General features: G+C 53.6%; 22 protein-coding genes. 11 read left to right on the top strand and 11 right to left on the bottom strand.

The window, feature by feature from the left end; all coding sequences use genetic code 11:
- The first annotated feature begins 10 nt into the window (after positions 1-10).
- Genes purF (EYA77_RS05045) through cofD form a run of 3 tightly spaced genes read left to right on the top strand, consistent with a single transcriptional unit; the run spans position 11 to position 2924 of the window.
- Positions 11-1402: an amidophosphoribosyltransferase gene (purF, locus tag EYA77_RS05045; protein ID WP_167816082.1), complete on the top strand. Its 1392-nt coding sequence runs from the start codon at positions 11-13 to the stop codon at positions 1400-1402.
- 47 nt (positions 1403-1449) lie between these two features.
- Positions 1450-1974, top strand: a complete 525-nt coding sequence (locus EYA77_RS05040) for a YcxB family protein (protein ID WP_042697915.1) — start codon at positions 1450-1452, stop codon at positions 1972-1974.
- Between the two features lie 35 nt (positions 1975-2009).
- On the top strand, positions 2010-2924 hold the full coding sequence (gene cofD / locus EYA77_RS05035) for a 2-phospho-L-lactate transferase (protein WP_042697918.1): 915 nt from the start codon (positions 2010-2012) through the stop codon (positions 2922-2924).
- Between the two features lie 87 nt (positions 2925-3011).
- Here the strand turns inward: cofD and EYA77_RS05030 are convergent, their stop codons facing one another.
- A complete protein-coding gene (locus EYA77_RS05030) occupies positions 3012-5222 on the bottom strand; it encodes an adenosylcobalamin-dependent ribonucleoside-diphosphate reductase (RefSeq protein ID WP_167816080.1) in 2211 nt (736 codons plus the stop codon).
- A gap of 181 nt (positions 5223-5403) precedes the next feature.
- Here EYA77_RS05030 and EYA77_RS05025 point away from each other — a divergent pair, with 181 nt between their 5' ends.
- The 3 genes from EYA77_RS05025 (at position 5404) to EYA77_RS05015 (ending at position 9983) form a co-directional block, all read left to right on the top strand.
- Positions 5404-5904, top strand: a complete 501-nt coding sequence (locus EYA77_RS05025) for a pyruvoyl-dependent arginine decarboxylase (RefSeq protein ID WP_042697925.1) — start codon at positions 5404-5406, stop codon at positions 5902-5904.
- Positions 5905-5938: 34 nt separating this feature from the next.
- Positions 5939-7342, top strand: coding sequence for an amidophosphoribosyltransferase (gene purF / locus EYA77_RS05020; protein ID WP_167816079.1), 1404 nt, complete (start codon positions 5939-5941; stop codon positions 7340-7342).
- Between the two features lie 490 nt (positions 7343-7832).
- Positions 7833-9983, top strand: a complete 2151-nt coding sequence (locus tag EYA77_RS05015) for a PAS domain S-box protein (protein ID WP_167816078.1) — start codon at positions 7833-7835, stop codon at positions 9981-9983.
- Here the strand turns inward: EYA77_RS05015 and thiC are convergent.
- Positions 9980-11245 carry a phosphomethylpyrimidine synthase ThiC gene (gene thiC / locus EYA77_RS05010; protein WP_167816077.1) on the bottom strand — a complete coding sequence of 422 codons (1266 nt, stop codon included), beginning with the start codon at positions 11243-11245 and terminating at the stop codon, positions 9980-9982. The genes EYA77_RS05015 and thiC overlap by 4 nt on opposite strands.
- 82 nt (positions 11246-11327) lie before the next feature.
- Here thiC and EYA77_RS05005 point away from each other — a divergent pair, with 82 nt between their 5' ends.
- Positions 11328-11930 (top strand): MBL fold metallo-hydrolase, encoded by a 603-nt coding sequence (locus tag EYA77_RS05005; RefSeq protein WP_042697934.1) that lies wholly within the window; start codon positions 11328-11330, stop codon positions 11928-11930.
- The gene (locus EYA77_RS05000) at positions 11923-12357 is read left to right on the top strand and encodes a DUF123 domain-containing protein (RefSeq protein ID WP_042697936.1); all 435 of its coding nucleotides are present in this window, start codon (positions 11923-11925) and stop codon (positions 12355-12357) included. The genes EYA77_RS05005 and EYA77_RS05000 overlap by 8 nt, the downstream gene beginning before the upstream one ends.
- Here the strand turns inward: EYA77_RS05000 and EYA77_RS04995 are convergent.
- Both EYA77_RS04995 and npdG read right to left on the bottom strand, forming a co-directional pair.
- The gene (locus EYA77_RS04995; RefSeq protein WP_052319938.1) at positions 12342-13028 is read right to left on the bottom strand and encodes a TetR/AcrR family transcriptional regulator; all 687 of its coding nucleotides are present in this window, start codon (positions 13026-13028) and stop codon (positions 12342-12344) included. The genes EYA77_RS05000 and EYA77_RS04995 overlap by 16 nt on opposite strands.
- A 2-nt stretch (positions 13029-13030) precedes the next feature.
- Positions 13031-13735 carry an NADPH-dependent F420 reductase gene (gene npdG / locus EYA77_RS04990; RefSeq protein WP_042697939.1) on the bottom strand — a complete coding sequence of 235 codons (705 nt, stop codon included), beginning with the start codon at positions 13733-13735 and terminating at the stop codon, positions 13031-13033.
- 254 nt (positions 13736-13989) lie between these two features.
- Between npdG and EYA77_RS04985 the strand changes: the two genes are divergently transcribed.
- The 3 genes from EYA77_RS04985 to EYA77_RS04975 are packed head-to-tail and all read left to right on the top strand — an operon-like array spanning position 13990 to position 17083.
- Positions 13990-15165, top strand: a complete 1176-nt coding sequence (locus EYA77_RS04985) for a hypothetical protein (protein ID WP_167816076.1) — start codon at positions 13990-13992, stop codon at positions 15163-15165.
- Between the two features lie 3 nt (positions 15166-15168).
- A complete protein-coding gene (locus tag EYA77_RS04980; protein ID WP_042697944.1) occupies positions 15169-15849 on the top strand; it encodes an ABC transporter ATP-binding protein in 681 nt (226 codons plus the stop codon).
- Positions 15842-17083 (top strand): ABC transporter permease, encoded by a 1242-nt coding sequence (locus EYA77_RS04975; RefSeq protein ID WP_042697947.1) that lies wholly within the window; start codon positions 15842-15844, stop codon positions 17081-17083. The genes EYA77_RS04980 and EYA77_RS04975 overlap by 8 nt, the downstream gene beginning before the upstream one ends.
- 302 nt (positions 17084-17385) lie before the next feature.
- On the opposite strand, the gene EYA77_RS04970 is transcribed toward EYA77_RS04975, so the two are convergent.
- The 7 genes from EYA77_RS04970 to EYA77_RS04940 all read right to left on the bottom strand — a co-directional run bounded on the left by EYA77_RS04970 (position 17386) and on the right by EYA77_RS04940 (position 22454).
- Positions 17386-17571 (bottom strand): hypothetical protein, encoded by a 186-nt coding sequence (locus tag EYA77_RS04970; RefSeq protein ID WP_042697950.1) that lies wholly within the window; start codon positions 17569-17571, stop codon positions 17386-17388.
- Between the two features lie 51 nt (positions 17572-17622).
- Positions 17623-18552, bottom strand: coding sequence for a methionyl-tRNA formyltransferase (gene fmt / locus EYA77_RS04965; protein ID WP_042697952.1), 930 nt, complete (start codon positions 18550-18552; stop codon positions 17623-17625).
- A gap of 1 nt (position 18553) precedes the next feature.
- Positions 18554-19042: a peptide deformylase gene (def, locus tag EYA77_RS04960; protein ID WP_042697955.1), complete on the bottom strand. Its 489-nt coding sequence runs from the start codon at positions 19040-19042 to the stop codon at positions 18554-18556.
- Positions 19043-19172: 130 nt separating this feature from the next.
- Positions 19173-19355 carry a CxxC-x17-CxxC domain-containing protein gene (locus EYA77_RS04955; protein WP_081406649.1) on the bottom strand — a complete coding sequence of 61 codons (183 nt, stop codon included), beginning with the start codon at positions 19353-19355 and terminating at the stop codon, positions 19173-19175.
- A gap of 249 nt (positions 19356-19604) precedes the next feature.
- Positions 19605-19883 (bottom strand): ubiquitin-like small modifier protein 1, encoded by a 279-nt coding sequence (locus tag EYA77_RS04950; RefSeq protein ID WP_042697958.1) that lies wholly within the window; start codon positions 19881-19883, stop codon positions 19605-19607.
- On the bottom strand, positions 19880-20608 hold the full coding sequence (locus EYA77_RS04945) for a HesA/MoeB/ThiF family protein (protein ID WP_306463689.1): 729 nt from the start codon (positions 20606-20608) through the stop codon (positions 19880-19882). The genes EYA77_RS04950 and EYA77_RS04945 overlap by 4 nt, the downstream gene beginning before the upstream one ends.
- Before the next feature lie 58 nt (positions 20609-20666).
- Complete coding sequence (locus tag EYA77_RS04940) at positions 20667-22454, bottom strand: aldehyde ferredoxin oxidoreductase family protein (RefSeq protein ID WP_306463688.1); 1788 nt, start codon at positions 22452-22454, stop codon at positions 20667-20669.
- Positions 22455-22462 lie beyond the last annotated feature (8 nt).

Below are 22462 nucleotides of genomic sequence, written 5' to 3'. Positions count from 1 at the left end.
AGGTTGTAATATGAGCGGTATTGCAGGCATCATCGACTCCCGAGGTGTCGCTTACCCCCTTTATTATGCTCTGCACGCCCTGCAGCACAGAGGGCAGGAAGCGGCAGGCATATCTACTTTTGACGGGCAGGCATTTTTTATGCACAAAGGTCCCGGACAACTTTCTGAAGTGTTTTGTGAAGAGATCCTCGGCAGACTAGCCGGCAATGTGGGCGTGGGACAGGTTCTGTACACCCAGAAAGCACACCGGGGCAGGATAGAAAATATCCAGCCTCTCAATTTTACTTTTAAAAACCACAAGCTTTCTGTTACCGTTTCCGCTGCTCTGATCAACCGCGAGACGCTTCGAAGCGAGTATGAGGGGAAGGGGCACATTTTTTCCACAACGACCAATGCTGAACTGATCGCCGCGATGATCGCTCATGAGCTGATATCCGGCGTGTCTGCAGAGGAGGCATTCGTAAATACCATGCTGCGGCTTTCAGGCGCGTATGCAGGCGTCGCGATTCTCGATGGGATCCTGTATGCATTCCGTGATCCTCTCGGCACAAAACCGCTGTGTTTTGGAAAGACCGGGTTTGGGCATGTCGTAGTGTCGGAGAGTGTGGCTCTCGATATCCTTTCGGCAGTGTTCGAAGCGGATGTTTGTCCCGGCGAACTTCTTACGATAACCCAGGGCGGAGTAACACACCGTCAGGTCCTTGAGTCGGATCACAAGGCCTACTGCGTTTTTGAATATGTGTATATCGCCCGGCCCGATTCGGTCATCGACGGCGTGCTTGTGTATGACGCCAGAAGAAAGATCGGGGCGTGTCTGGCAAAAAATCCCCCGAAAGCCGATCTTGTCTCGCCGGTGCCTGATTCTGGAATCGCGTTTGCTACCGGCTATGCGTCCGAGTCCGGTATCCCCTATATCGAAGGTCTGCTGAAGAACCGGTATGTCGGCAGGACCTTCATTATGCCGGCCCAGAATCTCCGGGAGAACGCAGTGCGGATGAAGATGAATCCGGTCCGCCGCCACGTGACCGGCAAGTCGGTCATTCTGGTTGACGACAGTATCGTTCGGGGAACGACTTCGCTTCGGATCGTGGACATGGTCAAAGATTTCGGCGCCGATGAGGTCCATCTCCGGATCGGATCACCGCCGATCGTTGCCCCGTGTTATTTCGGGGTCGATCTGCCGACCCGTGATGAGCTGATCGCGGCCGGCCTTGATCTGGAGTCGATCCGCGAAAAGATCCACGCGACGAGCCTGAAGTATGTTTCGACCGAGGATCTCGTCGCTTCGATCGGGATTCCTGCAGAGGATCTGTGTATGGCGTGTTCGGGCGGGACGTTCCCTCTGGATATCAAAAACGAATGCTCCTGCTGCTGCCGGCATATCTCACCGGCAGGCCAGTAACTTTTTTTTGGGAAACTTCTTGTATCTCCAAAACCTACCGAATGGTAATGCATCTCGAGTATACGTTAACCGAGAACGACTATATCGCGTTCAATAAATCCCATTACGCCCGTTCTCGTTCCATGAGATCCCAGTTTGCACGTTCACGCGTGTATATGGCGGGCGTGTTCTTTTTCCTGCCTGTCCTGCTTGCCGTGACTTTTTCCGGATTCACTTACATCTGGGCAGGGGTCGCCGGAGGAGTGATCACTGCCGTTTTGATCTATCTGGTCTATCCAAAGTTTTACTGGAAGATCATCGACAGGAATCTGAGAAAGTATCTGCGGGAAGGCAGATCGAACGCCCCCTGGGAGATGCAGGCCGCTCTGTCGCTCGAAGAGGACGGGATGCATTTTTCGATCGGGCCAAATATTTCTGTTTCGCCGTATGCATCGGTAAAGGATATCGTGACCGGGAACGGGGCGGTGTATATCTATGTGGATTCTCTGCAGGGCGCGATCATTCCGGCAGGGGTCGCCGGTATGGATGAGTTCGTTTCTGCGCTGAAAGCAAAACTCCCGGCGAATCCATAATTTTCATAACATCCCCCGTCCAATTCCCTTTAGCAATGATCACTGTTTTTTCCGGCGGCACAGGAACGCCCAAACTCATCCGGGGTCTCCGGCAGATCCTGCGCGATCACGAGATCACGGTCGTCGTGAATACGGCAGAGGATATCCGAATGTCGGGTCTGTATGTTTCTCCGGATATCGACACCGTGCAGTATCTTTTTTCCGGACTGCTGAACACGGATTCCTGGTGGGGGATCCGCGGGGATTCGTTTGAAACGTTCCATGCGATGGAAAAGCTTGGATATACGGAGCTTCTGCCGCTTGGGGATCGTGACCGGGCCACAAATATTGCCCGCGCCGAGTTTTTGCGGCAGGGGATGAGTCTGACGAAGGCAACGGAGAAGATCGCGAAAGGCTATGGGATATCGGCAAAGATCCTGCCTATGTCGGATCAGGAGGTGACGAGTTATGTCGTCTGTGAAGATGGGACCCTGATGCATTATCAGGAGTACTGGGTGAAACTGCGCGGGAATGTGGAGATCACCGGAGTGGTGAGAAAAACCGCCGACAGTGAACCGCTGAAAACGACGCCCGAAGTTCTGGCAGCGATCGAAGCAAGTGACGGGGTGATCATCGGTCCGTCGAATCCGGTGACGAGTATCGGCCCGATCCTTGAGTGTGAAGGGGTCCGCGAGGCTCTGCAGAATACGTTTACGGTGGCCGTTAGTCCGTTTATCGGAAACCGGCCTGTCAGCGGACCTGCCGCCGCCCTGATGAAGGCATGGGGATATGAATCGACGTCCTACGGGACCTGGCAGGTCTACAAGGATGTAGTGGATCTATTTATTCAGGATATCAAAGATTCAGCGATCGAAGTGCCGGGAGCTCACCGTCTGGACACAATGATGACCAATGAAAAGAAGGCTGAGTCCCTGGCGTGGGATCTGCTCTCATACTTCCCGAGAAAATAAGGAGAAAGGGGGAGGCGGATTCGATTCGCAAATTCTGCGGCGCGAATCCTCCTTAAAAAAGAGGGATGTGCTGATATTGGTAAAATCTCAGCTGCATCCGCTCCATCCGCAGTGTTTGCAGATGCCCATATTACAGCCCTCGCCGAAGTCCAGAGGCTCGCCGCACTCGGGGCAGGGCGGGTTTTTCTTTTCTCCCGGAGTGACTGGGGTCAAAGACCAGTTATCCAGTGTCGTGATCGCCTGATTGGTTGCCGCAAGCTCGATGCATTTCCCAACCACATCGGCACAGGACATACCTTCCGAGTTTTTGTTTTTGATCGCGGAAACACAGTTCACTTTCGCAAACTGTTTTACGAACTTCTCATACGGCACCCCGTTCTGGAGACCCGTGCTGATACTCCGGCCGAGAGCATTGCTGCTCGCTTCGCATCCGGCTCCGACGGTTCGGATGAACACTTCCATGGGCTTTCCGTCCATCGTGTTCACCGTGATATACAGGCGGCAGCATCCCGACTGAGCAAGGAAGGTCCTTCCGACCAGTTCACGCGGGCGGGTGAAGAGTAACTGCGGGACGGTGCCGGGAGCCGGCTTCTCCGGGACGTCGGCAGGCTTTGCGGACTCCTGCTTCTCGAGAGCGAGAACAACATCCTCCCGGGACCCGGTTCGGTAGAGGGTCATGCCTTTGATCCCCTCCTTCCATGCAAGAAGGACTGCCTGTTCAACATCCTCTTTCGATGCGGAGACCGGCATGTTGATCGTCTTCGAGATCGAGGCATGGACATGTTTCTGGAATGCCGCCTGCATTAAGACATGATCCTTCCAGCCGATATCCAGAGCGGTCTTGAAAACCGCTTTGAATGAATCCGGCAGCCAGTCGACATCCTGGACCGATCCGGTTTCATGGACATGGTTGATGATCTCATCGCGTTTTGCTTCCGCTTTGGCGCCGTCAAAGCCGAGCGAGGCGATGACGCGTCTGAGTTCCGCTTCGAAGTAGGGGTGGACCATCACGAATGTTTTGCCGACCGTGTTTCTCCGGGTGTAGGCAAACGAGAAGACGGGTTCGATACCGGACGAGCAGCCTGCGAGAAGTGAGATCGTTCCGGTCGGGGCGATGGTGGTGAGGGCGGCGTTTCGCATAATGACTCCCTGCTTATCCCAGACACTTCCTTCATATGCGGGGAACGTGCCCTTTTCTTTCCCGAGAATGACAGACTCTTCGACGGCGACATTGTTGACCCGCTCCATCACTTCGGTGCAGAAGTTTCTGCCTGCTTCTGAATCATACGGGATCCGAAGCATGAGCATCGCATCATGGACGCCCATCAGACCAAGACCGACCTTTCGTGTCCGGTTGGTCGCCGAACGGATCTCCGGGATCGGGAAGACGTTTTTGGTGATGACGGCATCGAGGAACCTGACACCCATTCTGGTCATGTTGTCGAGAGCTTCGTAGTTGATCCCGTCGGCTCTGACGAACTTTGCCAGGTTGATACTGCCGAGAACGCAGGATTCGAAGGGAAGAAGCGGCTGTTCGCCGCAGGGGTTGGTGGTGTCGATATCCCCAAGGCTGGGGGTGGGATTTTTCTTATTGATCGTATCGTAGAAGAGGATGCCTGGTTCGCCGTTCTTCCAGACTCCTTCGATGATGCCCTGCCAGATCTCTCCGACGGTTATTTCTGTACCGTCGGCGCCGGTCACCCAGACCTTGTCCGTTTCGCCGTTTACGACCAGGTCCATGAACGCGTCCGAGACCATGACCGAGATATTGAAGTTGCTGAAGTCACCTTCTTTGGCTTTGCTTTTGATGAACTTCATGATGTCGGCATGCCAGACGTTCAAAATACCCATGTTTGCCCCGCGGCGTCTGCCGCCCTGTTTGATGACATCGGTGGCGGCATTGAAGACCCGCATAAACGAGACCGGACCGGATGCTACGCCGTCTGTTGAACGGACCGGGGAGCCTTCGGGACGGAGATGGGAGAAGTTGTAGCCTGTGCCCCCTCCCGACTGATGAATGATCGCTCCCCAGCGGATCGCGTCAAAGATCTCCGGGAGTGAATCGCTCACCGGGAGGGTGAAACATGCCGATAACTGGCCGAGCGGAGTTCCCGCGTTCATCAGTGTCGGAGAGTTTGGAAGAAACGACAAGGTCATCATCGCGTCAAAGTATTCCTTTGTCTCTTCCGGTGTCTCACCTAATGCATCTGCAACCCGCCTGCAGACATCTTCAAACGATGCCTCACCGGTGCGGTAATATCTCGCCGCTAAAATACTGTCAACTACTGAATCCGCCATCAATTACTTCCTCGATTTACTGGTGTTCTGTTCAAAAAGCCGGTTTGGGGCAGTTCATACCCCGGCCGGGTTTTTGTACGTAACAATTAATAGGATATCACCGTATTTTAATCCACTCGCTTCAGGTCTTGGTCCTCTAACACAACCCTTAAGAGCTAGTTAATGAGACCAATTAACTACGATGGTAGTTCCTGCAAAAGTATTCTTTACGAAAGGCCGGGGTGTTCACAAAGATCAGCTCGTTTCGTTCGAGATGGCCCTCAGAAACGCAGGGATCGCCCCATTCAATCTGGTGTACGTTTCTTCGATCATGCCGCCGGACGCGGATATCGTCTCGCGCGAGGAGGGGCTCGCCTGTCTGAGACCCGGGGAGATCGTGTACTGCGTGATGGCGAAAAACGCATCGAACGAGCCGGATCAGACGATAGCGGCAGCTATCGGACTTGCCGTTCCAAAGATCCATGACAGGCAGCACGGGTATCTTTCGGAGCATCACTGTTTCGGGGTCTCGGAAGAGGCGTGCGGAGAATATGCCGAAGAGCTGGCAAGAACGATGCTTGCAACAATTCTTGAAAAAGAGGGCGGGGATATCGTGAAAACCAGCAACATCAGTATTGCAGCCGAGACGGATACAAACGGCAGCTGGACGACCGTTGTCGCGACCGCGGTCTTCGTCTGTTAAACCTATATCTGAATACAGCCAATATTTACACAACATGTGCGGCATCGCAGGCATTACCGATACGGCTGAGGTATCGGGATCATTATACTTGGCATTATATGCACTCCAGCACCGGGGTCAGGAGAGTGCAGGCATCTTCACGTATGATGGTGAGACCGTACATAAATACAAAGGCTACGGACTGGTGGCCGAAGTATTTAGCGGACCTGTGCTCGAACGTCTGACCGGAACGACCGGCATCGGGCATGTGAGATATCCGACGACCGGAGGGTCGAAACCGGAGAACATCCAGCCCTTCCATTTTATGTTCCGGGGGCATTCCCTTTCACTCGTGCACAACGGGAATCTGATCAATACGGATGAACTCAGATACGAATACGAAGGACACGGGCATATCTTTTCCACGACATCGGATACGGAGGTGATCGCGGCGATCCTTGCAAACGAGATCATCCATGATCACACGCCCGACGAAGCGATCAGTTACTGTATGCGCAAGATCAGCGGGTCGTATGCGGTGATTTTTATGCTGGATGGAACGCTGTATGCATTCCGGGATCCGCTCGGGATCAAACCGCTGTGTCTTGGGAAGACGGAGGCCGGTGGACACATCCTCGCTTCGGAAAGCGTGGCGCTGGATACGCTCGGGGCAGAGTTCGTCCGGGATATCGCTCCCGGAGAGAGTGTCAGACTGCAGGGAGGAGAAGTATTTTCCCGCAGTATGATGAAAGCAAAGTCCTGTGCCCACTGTATGTTTGAGTATGTGTATTTCGCGCGGGCGGATTCGATCATCGACGGCGTGTCGGTGTATGAAGTCCGCAGAAAGACCGGCGCGCTTCTCGCACAGGAAGCTCCGGCAAAAGCGGATCTGATCTCGCCGATCCCGGATTCCGGGACCGCGGCGGCTACCGGCTTTTCCCGTGAATCAGGCATTCCGTTCCGGGAAGCATTGATCAAAAACCGGTATACGGGCCGGACATTCATTATGCCGACCCAGGAAAAACGCGAGATCGCCGTTCGGATGAAGCTGAATCCTGTTCGCGGCCATATCAAAGACAAGTCTGTGGTCCTGGTTGATGACAGTATCGTCCGGGGGACGACTTCGAAAAAGATCCTGTCTCTTGTGCGCGAGTTCGGCGCAAAGGAACTGCATCTCAGGATCGCTTCGCCGCCGATCATTGCGCCCTGTTATCTCGGAACCGATTTTCCGACAAGAAATGAACTGATCGCCTCGAAAAAATCCGTTCCGGAAGTGGAGACGGAGATCGATGCGACCAGTCTGGCCCATATTTCGCTGGACGGGCTTATTCAGGCGATCGGGATCCCCCGGGAAAACCTCTGCCTGGGATGTCTTACCGGCCGGTATCCGGTGGCGATACCCGGAGAGGAAGAGGATGACCGCGAGATCGGCATGGTGGATTCATACTCCTGTCCGTGAATCTGTCTGACCATCCTGCTTTTTTATTTTAATTCCTGTCCGCTGTTTTGACGAAAACAAAACCGCCCGCTCTGCGGAAAACAAGCGCAAAGAACAGGTCAGTGATCTGAATAGATTTCCCCTTCCGGCAAAGAAGGGAAAAACCTAAAAAAATTGGAGAGGTTTTAAGAGAGAGTGGTACGTGTCATTAACCTGAGTATTTTATGGAACAGACCCGAAAACTGTAGTGGTGTGGTGTTTTTGTGGTGTTTTGTGAGGTGTATATTCTGTGGAAAAGGCAGGTATGTGTGTGGTGTGTCCTTGTTTCCCATTTTACAGAACTGATTTTGTTCACGGGTCTGTTTGCCGCTTGTGCTCTTCTCACAAGCTGCTACAATACTATTTGTCATTCTTATATTTAAATATATCTACCAATGCACGGCATTGATGATGGGCATAGATGCACTGCATAGTGCAAAGCATTATTATTTCCCGAACCAAATAAAGTGTAATGGCAGAGCAGACTGGCGAATTCTCTGAAATACTCACGCTTTTACGGGAGAATCCCCGGGGGATGTCAGTCACGGAGATCGCCGACGCCACGCATCTGAACCGAAACACCATAGCGCGATACATGGATAATCTGCTGGTGTCCGGCCGGGTCGAGATGCGCACCTTTGGCAAAGCCAAGGTTTTTTTCTTATCAAAACGGGTCCCCGTATCCGCGATGCTCAACCTCTCCTCTGAGATGGTGCTGCTGATCGATGCGGATCTCAGGGTCATTCAGGCAAACGAATCATTACTCTCCTTTGTTGGCGCAGAATCCGACCAGATCATCGGAAAATATGTGTATGAAAGCGCCTGCAAAACATTCTGCAGTGATGTCCTGACCGACCAGATCAGAGCGGCCCTTCAGGGAGAAATGGTCAGAAGCGAACTTCGTCTGCTGAAAAACGGTACCGAAAGTTATCTGGATCAGCGGATCTATCCCATGGTCCTCTCCGACGGACGCCCCGGCGTTACCGTTGTCTGGGACGATATCACCGAAAAAGTCAACTCGGAAGCCGCGCTTGAACAAAGCGAGGCGATGTTTCGCCGTCTCGTCGAAACGATCCATGATGTCATCTGGTCCGTCGATGAAACATTCTGCATCCAGTACATCAGCCCCCAGATAACCAGCGTGACAGGTTATCTGCCGGAGGAGCTGAACGGGCGCAAACTCTCGGCGTTCATGCCCAAAGGAGCGGCGGCCCGTTTCGACTGGGAACTTGCATCAGCGGTCTCCCGGGAAAACGGGTTCACCCTCCCGGAGTTCCCCTTCATCTGCAAAGACGGCAGAAAGATCTACTGCGAATTTTCCGGATCCCCGGTCCTTCTTGAACAGGAAGGATCCATTTTTCTCGGCTACAACGGCGCTCTGCGGGACGTTACCGACCGGAGGGATGCGGAGCTCGGGGCAAAACGGTGGAAGAGATTCCTTGACTCGGTGATGAACAATATTCCGGCGATCATCACGGTGATCGGGATGGAGTCCCGGAAATACTATTATGTGAACAAATCCGCTGAGCTGTTTCTGCAGAAATCACGCGCTGAGCTTTCCCGTATGACTTCAAAGGAGGTCCTGGCGAAGATCGGATCCGTCCGGCTGACCGAAGCACACGACACGGTTGCTTTGACCGGCGATGAAGTCCGGGTATCCGAGGACCGGATCGTCGTCAACGGAGAGACCAGATACATCTCCGCGCGGGTCATTCCGATGAAGCTCTCAGTCGACCGCCGGTATCTGCTGACGATCGTCAACGACATCACCGAAGAGGACGCTGACCGGCAGCGGCAGATGATGAGCCGGGAACTCGCATTTATTCTCGAAGGCGTTTCGACGACCCAGGAGATGTGGGATCCCCTTCTTGAGATGCTCCCGAAGATATCCGGATACGAATCGGTGGCGATCTACCAGCGCAGTATTTTTGATGATTACACCCTGTTCCGGGCAAAAGACGGAAGATTTGCTCCGGCGATCCATACTGATTCGATCATTCACCGGATCATCAGGAAAGGTGAGCCGGTGATATTCGATAAACACCGGATGAAGCTTCTGCCGGAATCAGCAGCATCTCCGATGGATCAGGCGAAATCACTGGTTCTGATGCCGGTGATATTCGACGGAAGGGCAGTCGCCTGCGTGATCCTGGGGTCAAAAACGCCCCTCTCCCCGGATACGGTCAGAAGGACCCTGCTTGTATCGACGGCGTTTCAGATAAGCACGGTCGCCTCACGGTGTCTGGTGCAGGAGAAACTTCAGCGGGAACGCGACCGGACGAGAAGCTATCTTGATGTTGCCGGCGTTGTGCTGGTGATGGTGAACCGGGACGGGAATGTCGAGATGCTGAACAGATACGGCACGAAGATCCTCGGCTATACCGAAGCGGAGCTGATGGGCAGGAACTGGTTTATGACTGCGGTCCCTGAACAGGTCAGAAAACAGCGGATGGACGGATTCCAGAAGATCATTGCTGGAAAGGTCCGTGACGATGATTATGCGTATGTGGGAGCTGTCTTATGTAAAGACGGGACCGAGAAGACGCTCCGGTGGAGAAATGCCCCGCTTTATGAAGAGTGCGGGAGCATCTCCGGTGTCGTTTCCTCCGGGGAACTAATTTAGATCTTTTTCTCGAGAGCTTTTTCCACGATCTTTATCGCGCAAAGGTCCCCGCACATCGAACAGGTCTCACATGCCCCGTCCCGGTCATGGATCTTTTTTGCATGTTCGCCAAACAGCGAAAGATCATACTGCGCCTGCCAGTCGAGATTTTTGCGTGCCTCGGCCATTTTTGCCTGGCGGGCAAGCTCGGCCTCCCTTCGGCGGGAAAGGTCTCCGACATGGGCTGCGACTTTGCAGACCCGGGTACCCTCGATGATGTCATTTACATCGGGAAGAGCGAGATGCTCTGAAGGCGAGACCATACACAGGAAATCCGCTCCGGCACAGGCTGCAGCTGCCCCGCCGATCGCCCCCGTGATATGGTCATACCCCGGAGCAATGTCCGTGACCAGCGGACCTAAAAGATACAGCGGCGCGAAGTCCGTGATTTCCTTGATCATTTTTACATTGTAGGAGATCTCGTTGTAGTCCATGTGCCCCGGCCCTTCGATCATCCGCTGGATCCCTTTGTCTTTGGCGCGTCTGGCAAGTTTTCCCAGCGTCAGATACTCCTGGGATTTGGCAAGTTTCGTTGAATCGACGTAAGCTCCGGGACGCATCCCGTCGCCAAGCGACAGGGAAATTTCGTATTCGTCCAGGATCTCGAGAAGATAATCATACTCTTTATAGAGCGGATTCTCCTCGCCGCTTGAAATCATCATCGCCGTATGGAACGATCCTCCCCGGGAAACGACTCCCATCACCCGCGGATCAAGGGTCAGGGCGTCGAGAACCTCCAGATTCACACCGCAGTGAAGCGTCATGAAATCCACGCCCTGTTTTGCCTGATCAAGGATCACGGAAAACAGGATGTCGGACGTCAGGTCAACGACGTTGCCCGCCCGGCGGACCGCTTCATAAATCGGCACGGTCCCGACCGGGATGCTGAGTTTGAGGATCTCTTTTCTCATCGCCGCAAGATCGCCGCCTGTGGAAAGATCCATTATCGCATCGGCGCCGTTATCGATTGCAGCCTGAGCTTTTTTCATCTCCTTTGCCGGGTCGCAGGTGACGCCGGAAGTTCCGATATTCACATTTATTTTGACAGAGGTTCCTTCGCCGATCGCACAGGGTTTGTATTCACGCGTCTCGTTTTGCAGAAGAATGGTCCGGCCGGCGATGATATTTCTGGAAAGGGCCTCCGGCGTCATTCCCTCGGATTTTGCAGCCTCGACAACTCCGGATAAATCTCCGTGAAGGCAGCTCTGGATTATAGAGTGCATAGGTACGTACCTATTTGGTTTCCTTTCGCATTATAGGTTATACAAAGAAAGTTAAACCAGGGAAGCAGAAGATATCAGAAGTATGAACGAGTCAATAATCTGGCTTTCGGGCACCGGGTGGCGGGCGAACTCTTATGTTGCCGGCAATATATTAGTTGACGCGGCCGTATCGGCGGACGCCGTATATCCTTACAGAGAGCAGATCGATACGATCGTTTTGACACACGGACACTTTGATCACACGGCAAATCTTTTGGAGCTTGCAGAACTCTGCAGTGCAGAGGTCATGATCGGGGAGTATGATCTGCCGTTTTTATCCGATCCGCGGATCAGCCTCTCGCATCAGTTTGGTCAAAGACCGACGGCGTATCCGGCAAAGATCTTAAAAGACGGCGATACGGTCGGCGGGTTCAGGGTGTACCACACGCCGGGACATACCCGCGGAAGCATCAGCCTGTTTCGGGAATCAGACGGAGCGCTCATCGCCGGGGACACGATCTTTCCGGAAGGGTCGTTTGGTCGGTTCGATCTGCCGACCGGCAGCCGGGGGGATCTGGTCGGTTCGATCTCCAAACTCGCGGAACTTCCGGTCAACTCGCTTTGGCCCGGACATGACATGCCGGTCGTAACTGACGCAAAACGCCATGTCCTTTTGTCGAAACAGTTTCTGGAACGATATGGATAAAGGCATTTACTGTCTGATCCTTTCCTGCGCTGAGCAGTGCACGATAACGATCGGCGCACTCGGGCCGACAGCGTTCAAAAAAGGCTGGTATCTGTATGCAGGCTCGGCTCTTGGTTCGGGAGGACTCTCAAGGGTCAGCCGGCACATCAGATTCTTTCATGAACAGTACAGAAAACCAAAATGGCACATCGACTACCTGATGGCAGCCGGTGAAATCACGCTTAAGGGCGTCTTCTGTGCAAAAACACCAGAGCGGCTGGAGTGCGTGCTTGCACAGAATATCGGAGGGGACAGAGTGGAAAAGTTCGGCTGCTCCGACTGTTTTTGCGACTCGCACCTTTTCTACCGAAAAGATTCGCCGGAGACGGAGGTCGTCCGCGCTTTTGAAAAGACCGGCCTTTCACCCGTATATCATCTGATCCGGTAAGGCGAAAGGAGACTTATTTTTAAAATGATCCTGGCGATCTCTTCGGGAGACTCGCGTTCATGATCCGTTTTCTGGATCCAGGTCAGAAACACATTGAAATGCGATGCGTTGACGTAGGCAAGAAGATACTCGAGCGGGACGGCAAAACTGTCCTGCAATGCCACGGTAACCAGTTTTTCCGCAAAAACATCATGCCAGAGACGTTCTTTGAGCCGTGTCTGAAACGAGCAGGATCCCTTCTCGCCGAAAAGCGCCCGCATAACCCGGATGTTTTCTTCAAAATAGGCAAACAGCGCCACAACGGTTTTGGTCAGCGTCCGGCCCTCCGTCAGGGGAAACACCTCTCCTCTGATGATCTCCCGGAGATCGTTGCCGATCTGGGTCTCAAATGACTCCAGAAGATCATACTTGTCTTTGTAATGCAGATAAAAGGTCCCCCGGCCGATATCAGCGGCATCGACGATATCCTTCACCGACAGTTCATCGAATCCTTTCTCCGCGACGAGATCGATGAAAGCGCAGCGGATGGCCCGTTCCGTTTTCAAAAACCTCCGGTCTCTCGGGCCGGAATCCGGTGTAAGGATATCGTTTTGCAGATTTTGCGTCATGTTCGGATCGGTTCTGCCGGATGGCCGGGCGGTATCGGCCCGGTTCTCCGGCGGGGAAATCATCGTTACTTAAAGTATACGCCGACGTCTTTGAGCCCGTTTCTCATGGCAAGGGTAATGACAAGAGGCGTGATGCTTTCGATCGTCGCCGCACAGGCAAGCGGACCGGCATCCAGGGGGACGAGTTTTGAAACGCTCGCGACAAGATCCATCACGATCCGTTTTGCCTCCTCGTCATCTCCGCAGACACAGACCGAGTAGTCAAGCTCCTCATCAAGCTCCATCCATTTGCCGGAGGCAACGTTGTTGAAGGCTGTCGTGAGTTTTGCAGATGCAGGAAGCATCTTTTTGATCGCGAGAGCTGCCGAGCCTTCCGCCGGACGGTCAGGCAGGAAGTACTTCTCTTTTGGGAAGCGGAGCATCGGATTGATCAGCGAGACCACGATCTTGTTTTCGAACGCGGACTTTCCGATCGTCTCGATCGTCGACTCGACCTTGTCGAACGGCACTGACAAGATAATAATGTCGGCATCACAGACGCTCGCATTCGATCCGCCGCTGCATGTCGCCCCGATCTCGCATTTGCGCTCGGCAAGACAGCAGGTCACTCCGTCAGCCGCGGTTTCGGCTTTTGCCGGGTCGCGTGATCCAAGTGAGACATCATACTTCCCGCCGATACATATACGGCGGGCAAGACCCTCACCGATATTACCGGTTCCGCCGATTATTCCAACTCTGTACCGGATCGTTTTTTGTACCGTTTCACTCATAAATATCACCACACAAATTTCGCGCCAGTCATTCTGACATGATGTTCATTAGTCTCACATGGATATATTAGCTTTCCGGCATGAACGCCGGACGGCATTTCAAAACCCGCTAAAGCGCGAAAGAGGATTTTTTTGGAAATAACGAAGTATTATTCTGAAAAATCCCTATCCACTGACAGATGAGAAAAAGACATGGAAACTATTTATCCCCCCGCCCACAATTTATTAAGAACAAAAATAGCTAAAGGTCTTTCATGAACAGAAATAATCTTCGACGTATACTTATCGCAGCATGCATCGTCTGCGCTTTGATCCTCTCCGGCACAGGGGCAGTATCGGCTGCAAACCAGTCAACCTTTGTCATTACCGATTTCTCCATGTATCCGCAGTCCCTGATGCCCGGCGACTCGGGAATCATTACCGTAACGCTTAGAAATACCGGCAGCACGTTCGTTCCGGTCAATCAGATCTTTATCAAAGACTCTGACGGAATCAAATCGACCGTGACCCCGTATCAGAACCCGATCGGGGGAGTCGGCGCGGGAGATACGTTCACGTTATCCCTGCCGGTCATCTCGACGGGAAAAACCGGGACCTTCTATCCGGTCCTGTACGTCGATTTTGACGGAAACAGCGGCAATTATCTGAAATACCCCTTCGCAGTCATCGTTGATGATAAGAGCATCGTGATCTCGGTCACGGGACGCCCGGATGTCTTCGAGCCTGACACTACGCAAACTGTCGCTCTCACGATCGGAAATCTCAGAATGAACGCGATCGAGGCAGTTGAGATCAGCGCTTCCGGAACCGGTGTCACCTCCAAACAGACCTCCCTCTTCCTTGGAACGATCGACGCGAACAAAGCGGCAAACGGGACCCTGAGCGTCTCGACCGCTGAAGAAACAAAAGAGGTCACTTTTGATGTCAGATATAGAAACGGGCCTGCCTGGCATACCGAGAGCATCACCATCCCTCTTGAGTCCGGCGTCTCCAAAACCGGTGCCGAACTCATCGTCAACAACATCGAAGTGAAAAACACCGGCAGCTCCTACACGGTCATCGGCGATGTGAACAATGCAGGCCTTACGACCGCAAAGGCGTTGGTCGTCACCACCGAAGGCGTCACGAAAACCGGTCTTTACCCCTCCTATGTCGTCGGATCACTGGACGAAGACGGACTTTCCGAGTTCGAAGTGACCTTCAGCAACCCGGCCGACGGCAAAGTGACCCTGGTCTTTACCTATAAAGACGTCAACGGAAACACCTACACGCAAAAGCAGGAAGTGCCGACCACTTCAGCAGTCACGGAAGCACAAACCAGCGGCGGATCGAACCCGGTCGCGGCCGTTCTGATCGTTATTGTGATCCTGGTCATTCTTGCCGGCGGATTTGCCGCCTGGAAGAAAGGGAAAATATTTGCGCGGAAGTAAGCCATGAATCCGATCCCGGTGGTCGAACTGCATGACGTCTCCAAAATATATCCGATGCCGGCAGGCGACGTCCATGCATTAAACCACGTAGACTTCTCCATTCAGAAAGGGGAATTTGTGGCCATCATGGGACCGTCAGGTTCAGGCAAATCCACACTGATGAACATGATCGGATGCCTGGATGTGCCTACATCCGGGGAGATAAAGATCAACGGAAAGTCGACGTCTGAGATGACGGACGATGAGCTGACCCTGCACCGGAGAGAGACGATCGGATTCATCTTTCAGAAGTTCAACCTGATCAGCCTCTTGACCGCATATGAAAACGTGGAGTATCCGCTGATCTTAAAATACGGACACAAGGACACGACGACGCGGACCAGAGATCTTCTTACGATGGTCGGACTGACCGAAGGCCAGATGCAGCATACGCCGTATGAACTTTCCGGCGGTCAGCAGCAGAGAGTATCCATTGCCCGCGCTCTTGCAAACGATCCGACGTTTCTTCTGTGCGATGAACCGACCGGAAATCTCGATTCGAAGATGAGTACGCAGATCATGGAGATCCTCACAGATCTGCATGCCCAGGGAAGAACGGTCGTCATGGTCACCCATGATCCGAAAACGGCTGAATATGCCGAGCGCATAGTGATCATTAAGGATGGTGAGATCGTCAATGAGTGAAGAGAATAAATCGATCTGGCAGAAGATCTACTCGCCGATGATCCTTTCACTGGCGGTCAGGAATCTGAAACTGAATAAGTTTCGGACGATCCTTTCGATGATCGGTATCGTGATCGGCGTGTTTGCCATCTGCGGGATGGGAATGATCAGCGCCGGTTTTACCGAGGAGATGAACTCGATGATCTCCGATACGGCAGATACCTTGACGATCTCGCCGGTCGGTGAAAAGGTGATCGACGGAACGACGACGACAGGTTTCTCCGCTAAAGATCTCAGAGACATCGAGTCGGCGGTAAAATCCGTAACCAAAGAGTATGAGTTCATTCCGATGTACTCGTCGACGAAGTACGTCTATATCGGGAAAGAAACGGCGATGGCCTCGGTATCCGGTATGGATGCAAATGATCTCGAGAAGATCGCCACCCTTATCCAGGGAACCCTTCCGCGCGGTTCGACCAATGTGGTCGTGGGCGAGACCTTTGCCGAGGACAATGATCTCCGGATCGGAAGCCGGATGATCATGCTGAACTCGGGCGGCCAGGAGGTCACGTCCAGGGTCGTCGGGATCTTAGAGGATACCGGGATGATGACCCTTGGATTCTCCACAAGCAGCGCGGTCGTCGGCTCGATCGAGTGGTACACCGGACTTGTCGGCGATAATCACGGGCTGTATGACAAGGTCATCGTCAAGGCCTATGACCCGACAGAGCTGACCCCGATCGATGACGCGATCGAGAAGAAGATGAACGGCAAGGAGGATAAAGACTCGGATGATACGGTCTATATCCTGAACTCCTATGAGATCATGGAGGTCTTCGATGAGATCATGTCCATGTCCAGCATCTTTACGACGATCATCAGCGGTATCTCGCTTCTGGTGGCAGCAGTGGCCATCACAAATGTGATGCTGATGAGCGTGAAGGAGCGGACGAGGGAAGTCGGTATTCTCCGGAGTATCGGGACCTACCGGAGTCAGATCCTGCAGATGTTCCTGTACGAAGCAGGACTGATCGGACTGATCGGCGCCGTTGCCGGAACGCTGCTCGCGCTGATCGCAGCGCCGGTGATGCTGCTTGGGATGATCGGATCGGTCGAAGCGATGCTGAGTCCGGCCGTTCTTGTGTATGTGCCGATCGGTATTCTTATCGGGCTGATCGTCTGCCTGATTTCAGGTCTCTATCCTGCATGGAAAGCAGCGAACCTCAACCCGGTCGAAGCGATGTCGACCGACTGAGCACCCCCTTCTCTTTTTTAATAGGACTTACGCGGTGTTAATCACAATCCAATTCGGGAAGGGTAAGGCCTGGTCTATATGTATGAGAATTCCACCGCGAATAAGCCCAAGCGGGCAAAGCCCGCTTGAGGCGGCACGCAAGCCTTCGGCTTGCACGCAATCGCGAATCTGCGCGAATCGCACACCGTCTGGAAAAATTCTATTGGAAAAACCGGCGTGCCGGTTTTTCTCTCCGTAACCTTCTCATTTGATGTAATCGAAAAAGAATGAATCAACAGAAAAACCCGCACGCGGGTTTTTCCTCAGCATTTTTCAAGAGAGGGTGCGATTCCTGCGGAGGCGATCAGCCGAAGCAGAGCACCCGAACGTAAGGAAAATGCGATTCGCGTTAATTCGCGGAGATTCGCGGTTGGTTTTATCTCATGCATCCACCCCTGACCATACACGAAATCGAAGTACGTCCCAAACGACTTCAGTTGTTTTTTCATTTGAGATCGCCCCGCGTAACGCCTTGTTTAATCTCCAAAAAAAGAGCAGGATCAGAGCCGGTCGCCGACGTTCAGATAATGACCGTTCACGATCTCAAAGCCCGGCATCTCGCGTTTTCCTTCCGGTTTTGCAGAAAGAATGCACACAGCGCCGTCTCCCGTCATCACGACAGGTCCCTTCTTTTTTATCAGACCGACGATCTCTCCCGGCTCTCCGGCATACTCTCCGGAGACCTTTTCTGAGCGGTAGATCTTCAGGAGTTTTCCGTCCGGAAGCCTGGTGTTTGCTCCCGGGATCGGGGAAAGCCCGCGGATCCTGTTATGCACCGTGGCCGCCGGAAGGGTCCAGTCGATCACACACTCCTCTTTCGAGATGGAGGGGGCAAACGTCACCTTCGCTTCATCCTGGGGAGTCCGGGTGACCTCTCCCGACACGATCAGGGTCAGCGCCTCGGTCAGCGCCTGTGCCCCGAGATCGGCCAGAAGGTCATGTACCTCGCCGTAGGTTTCGTTTTCCCCCAGGGGAACCGATTTGGAAAGGATCACATCACCGGCATCCAGACGCGAAGCCACGTACATGATCGAGACCCCGGTCTCACAATCCCCGTTCAGCACAGAATACTGCATCGGAGCTGCTCCCCGGTACTTCGGCAGAAGCGAGCCGTGCAGATTGATCGTGTTGTATTTCGGGAGATCGATGATCGCATCCGGGATCATCATCCCGAATGCCACAACGACCGAAATATCCGGGGAAAGAGCCTTCAGCTGTTCGAACAGAGCCGGATCCTTCATATCCTCCGGCTGAAAAACCGGGATCCCGTGTTCGAGAGCGAACACCTTCACCGGCGAAAACTCGACCTTGTTTCCCCGCCGGTTTGGTTTATCGGCCCGGGTCAGGATCCCCACGATCTCGTGCTCTGCAGAAACCGCACGAAGAGAGGAAAGGGCATACTCCGGCGTTCCCATGAAAAGGACACGCACGTTACGCCTCCTTTCGGGTCAGATCCTCGAGCTGCTTTGCGATCATCTTTTTTGCGATCGGCGATACCTTATCGACAAATAAGATCCCCTCGAGGTGATCATACTCGTGCATGAAAACCCGGGCAGGATAATCCTTCAGCTCCTCTTCGATCAGCTCACCCGCTTCATTCGTGTATCTGACCGTGATGCGCCGTGGACGGCGGACTTTTTTATGGATGCCGGGAACAGAAAGACAGCCCTCCTCCATCTCGGCAAAGGCGCTGCCGGTTTTCAGGATCTCCGGGTTGATGACTTTTCTGAGTTTGTCTCCCGGATCCATCACAAAGAATCGTTTCCCGATCCCGATCTGCGGAGCTGCAAGACCGACTCCGCGGTGTTCTTTGAGCATCGGGACCATCTCATCAAGAATGGCTAAAAGTTCAGGGGTTATCGTATCAACCGGTTCGGCGCGTCTGGCCAACACCGCTTTTCCGTATATCTGAATCTCCATTATTTATCATGTTGGATTTTTTGACAGATGAATCTGACTGATGAAGGGACAAAGCGGGCAAAGGATACAAAAAGCTGCCAAAAGAACAGACTAAAAAAATGATGTGTTTAGACAGAGTGTCTAAACAGTATTAGAACCGGTTCCGTGGGGTCCGGTGTTTTGGAAGGCATTCCTGACAGTAGACTGGTCTGCCTTCTGTTGGCTTGAACGGTACCTCACATTCTTTTCCACAGTCTGAGCAGACTGTTTTGGTCATTTCGCGTGGGCCGTCATTAAACTGGCGTGGTGCGCCAAAATTATTTCTTCTTTCCATGATAGGATTTCCTTGGAGCATAAATGCTCACGAAAAAAACAATGAGACAAAAAAGTCTTACTGATATTTCCCACAGATAACTGCGACTCTTTATACGTCTCCCTGGGATATATAGTTGTGTATACCAGCAGAGAACGCCGCCGGACGGTTTGACGGAAGATCCGGAGTGATTTTTAAATCCGGGCCGGGGAACGGATCCGGGGAATACAGAGGAGAGATACCGTGATCACGTTTCGGCAAAGAGACACCTTACCCGCCGGCTGCCGGAGGGAACAGGGCGATCAGGTCGCCTTCGTCGAGTGGGGTGTCAAGACCGGCAATAAAATGGATGTTCCGGCCGTTTTTGAGGATATTGACAAAGTCACGCAGCGTATCCGGCGCAGCAAACATCAGCGCATCCAATCCAGCGTATCGCGCGGTCAGGTCAGAAAGAAGCGTGCGGACGGTCCCGCCTGCCGGAACCTCAAGCTCGAGCTGTATATCCATGACCTCGCGAAACATGGCAAACGCCTTTATGGTGATCTTCATGATACGATCCTCCGGCCATCCGGCTCCCTCTCTGAAAAACCGCAGTCAGTGCAGTCGGGAGAGCTGGCGATCTCGATCGACTCAGCCTCGCCCAAAAGCCCGTCCCAGAGCAGGAGCCGGTTTTGCAGAAGCTTCCCGGTCCCGGTGAGATATTTGACCGCTTCGTTTGCCTCGATGGAGCCGATCACTCCGCAGGTCACCCCGATGATCACCTTCTTTTCCCAGGTTGGCGTTGTTGGTACAAGACAGCGCAGACACGGCGTGATTCCGGGGATCAGCGTTGTCACCTGCCCGTAGAACCCGTTCACGGCTCCATGAATGAACGGGATCTTTTCATCGAGGCCGGCACGATTTAAAACGTAGCGGGCAGCAAAGTTGTCCATCCCGTCGATGATCAGATCCATCCCGCGAACGATATCTCCCGCCGACTTCTCATCGATATGCCGGCAGACCGCCTCCACTTCGATCCCGCTGTTGAGGGAATGGATCGTTTTTTTTGCTGCTTCTACCTTGCATGCGCCGATGTCGGTTTCATGATACAGGATCTGCCGGTTGAGATTGGACCGTTCGACAACATCCTCATCGGCGATCCGGATAAACCCGACCCCGGCTGAGGCGAGGTACAAAGCGATCGCTGAACCAAGACCCCCTGCCCCGGCCAGGAGGACACGGGCGTCCTTAAGTTTCTTCTGCCCCTCTTTCCCGAAAAGAGGAATCTGTCTCAAAAACCGGGAGTCAGGAGACGCTGTAGACATATCAGATGGTCCGGGAAGATCCGACTGCTCACATCAGCCCCAGTTCTCTGAGCTTTTCCTTTGTAGGAGTCCCTTCCGGATCCCAGCCTCTAAGAGTATAATACTCGTCGAGCATTTCATGGATCCGGGAAACCTGACCGGCAGGGGCGCCTTCTTTCAGCGGCTCGGTCAGGAGCCTGGCCGGCAGAGTATCGTCTTTGCGGGAAAACCCGCGTTTGATATTATAGAGCTTCTGGAGATTCCATATCCGTTCGCCGATCTTCAAAAGTTCGCCGGCGTCGACCTTCATTCCGGTTGCTGCCGAAAGGAGATCCGCGTAATCCTCAGCTCCGAGAGCAAAGGACGTAAAGAGGCACATACCCGTTGCATCTATGGCGGCGGTCAGATCCTGGAAGGTCTTGACCCACTGGGGTTTTCCCTCGATCAGATACGGATCGATCTTTTCCGGCGATCCGAGGATCTCCGGAGAGATCATATACGCATAGACATGGTCTCCTCCGCGGACCGAGGTCGCTGCTGCAAGCCCGTATCCCTGGATGCCCCGGGGATCATACGCCGGCAGTTCCTGCATTTTCGAGCTCATGGAGTATTCCGGATGGCCGTATTTCGTCGCAAACCGGAAGGATCCTTCTGAAAGTTCATCGCCGATTCCTTCGCGCAAGGCGATCTGCTCCACGAGTTTCAGCATGCCTTTTGCATCGCCGAACCGGATCGGGTGGCTGACATACCCTTTCTCGGCCATCTCCATCAAACAGGCGATCGTTGCCGGCGCCGAGATTGCATCAAGCCCGTACTCGTTGCAGAGATTATTTGCCCGGGCGATCATTTTGAGATCGTCGACCCCGCAGTCAGCACCAAACGCCCAGTCGGGTTCATACTCCGGCCCCTCACCTGTCTCGCCGTCGAACTCATGGACCCTTCCGCACTGAACGATACAGGCATAACACCCTTTGGGTTTTTTGAGGATCGTTTTTGCCATCGTCTCGCCGGAGATCTTCTCCGCCTCCGGGAAGTGGGCGGTCTGGAAGTTCCGGGTGGGCATAAGATAGTTCTCGTTCACGATGTTGACGAGAACAGCCGTTCCGTAATCATGCAGACCTTTGGCGATACCGTTTGCCTCGATCTTCTTTTTCACGCGGTCTTTAACCGCTTTCAGTCCTGCTTCATCTGCCGTTTTGATTGCGAGATCACCTCTGGCTGCGACCGCTTTCAGATTCTTCGACCCCATCACTGCGCCGACCCCGCCGCGGCCGGCTGCCCGGGTTTTTTCATTGATGATACAGGAGATCAGCACAAGTTTTTCGCCTGCCGGGCCGATACAGGAAGCGCGAACGCTTGGATCCTTCAGCTCATCCATGATCGCGTCGGTAGTCTGTCCGGTGGTCATTCCCCACAGATGTGCAGCATCCCGAAGTTCGGCCTTCCCGTTGTCGAGGAAGAGATAGACCGGTTTTGCCGATTTGCCGGAGATGACGGCCGCATCGAATCCGGCTTTTTTCAGCTTCCAGCCAAACACTCCTCCGCTGTTTGCGCTCATGGCAAGTCCCGTCAAAGGAGCGATCGTCGAGACCTCATACCTGCTCCCAAGGGGGATCCCGGTTCCGGTCAGCGGTCCTGCCGCAAAGACAAGAATGTTCTTATCGCTCAACGGCTCGGTATTAGGATCAACCATGTCGGTCAGGATACGTATGCCAAAACCCCGGCCGCCAAGATAGTTCAACTTCAGTTCCGGGGGCGTTGGTTTGATCGTTACCACCCCTGCCGAGAGATCGGCATAGACCATGTTCCCTGCGTATCCGTCCATGATGATTACCAAACAGGAGT

Source organism: Methanocorpusculum sp. GPch4 (assembly GCF_012062385.1).
Taxonomy (GTDB): domain Archaea; phylum Halobacteriota; class Methanomicrobia; order Methanomicrobiales; family Methanocorpusculaceae; genus Methanocorpusculum; species Methanocorpusculum parvum.
The sequence above is the reverse complement of the archived record's forward strand: the minus strand, read 5'-3'. Positions and strand labels throughout refer to the sequence as shown.

Bases quoted from the DNA above. Each gene is read 5' to 3' on its own strand.
- purF (WP_167816082.1), top strand. From the start codon at position 11: ATGAGCGGTATTGCAGGCATCATCGACTCCCGAGGTGTCGCTTACCCC.
- EYA77_RS05040 (WP_042697915.1), top strand. From the start codon at position 1,450: ATGCATCTCGAGTATACGTTAACCGAGAACGACTATATCGCGTTCAAT.
- cofD (WP_042697918.1), top strand. From the start codon at position 2,010: ATGATCACTGTTTTTTCCGGCGGCACAGGAACGCCCAAACTCATCCGG.
- EYA77_RS05030 (WP_167816080.1), bottom strand. From the start codon at position 5,222: ATGGCGGATTCAGTAGTTGACAGTATTTTAGCGGCGAGATATTACCGC.
- EYA77_RS05025 (WP_042697925.1), top strand. From the start codon at position 5,404: ATGGTAGTTCCTGCAAAAGTATTCTTTACGAAAGGCCGGGGTGTTCAC.
- purF (WP_167816079.1), top strand. From the start codon at position 5,939: ATGTGCGGCATCGCAGGCATTACCGATACGGCTGAGGTATCGGGATCA.
- EYA77_RS05015 (WP_167816078.1), top strand. From the start codon at position 7,833: ATGGCAGAGCAGACTGGCGAATTCTCTGAAATACTCACGCTTTTACGG.
- thiC (WP_167816077.1), bottom strand. From the start codon at position 11,245: ATGCACTCTATAATCCAGAGCTGCCTTCACGGAGATTTATCCGGAGTT.
- EYA77_RS05005 (WP_042697934.1), top strand. From the start codon at position 11,328: ATGAACGAGTCAATAATCTGGCTTTCGGGCACCGGGTGGCGGGCGAAC.
- EYA77_RS05000 (WP_042697936.1), top strand. From the start codon at position 11,923: ATGGATAAAGGCATTTACTGTCTGATCCTTTCCTGCGCTGAGCAGTGC.
- EYA77_RS04995 (WP_052319938.1), bottom strand. From the start codon at position 13,028: ATGATTTCCCCGCCGGAGAACCGGGCCGATACCGCCCGGCCATCCGGC.
- npdG (WP_042697939.1), bottom strand. From the start codon at position 13,735: ATGAGTGAAACGGTACAAAAAACGATCCGGTACAGAGTTGGAATAATC.
- EYA77_RS04985 (WP_167816076.1), top strand. From the start codon at position 13,990: ATGAACAGAAATAATCTTCGACGTATACTTATCGCAGCATGCATCGTC.
- EYA77_RS04980 (WP_042697944.1), top strand. From the start codon at position 15,169: ATGAATCCGATCCCGGTGGTCGAACTGCATGACGTCTCCAAAATATAT.
- EYA77_RS04975 (WP_042697947.1), top strand. From the start codon at position 15,842: ATGAGTGAAGAGAATAAATCGATCTGGCAGAAGATCTACTCGCCGATG.
- EYA77_RS04970 (WP_042697950.1), bottom strand. From the start codon at position 17,571: ATGAAAAAACAACTGAAGTCGTTTGGGACGTACTTCGATTTCGTGTAT.
- def (WP_042697955.1), bottom strand. From the start codon at position 19,042: ATGGAGATTCAGATATACGGAAAAGCGGTGTTGGCCAGACGCGCCGAA.
- EYA77_RS04955 (WP_081406649.1), bottom strand. From the start codon at position 19,355: ATGGAAAGAAGAAATAATTTTGGCGCACCACGCCAGTTTAATGACGGC.
- EYA77_RS04950 (WP_042697958.1), bottom strand. From the start codon at position 19,883: ATGAAGATCACCATAAAGGCGTTTGCCATGTTTCGCGAGGTCATGGAT.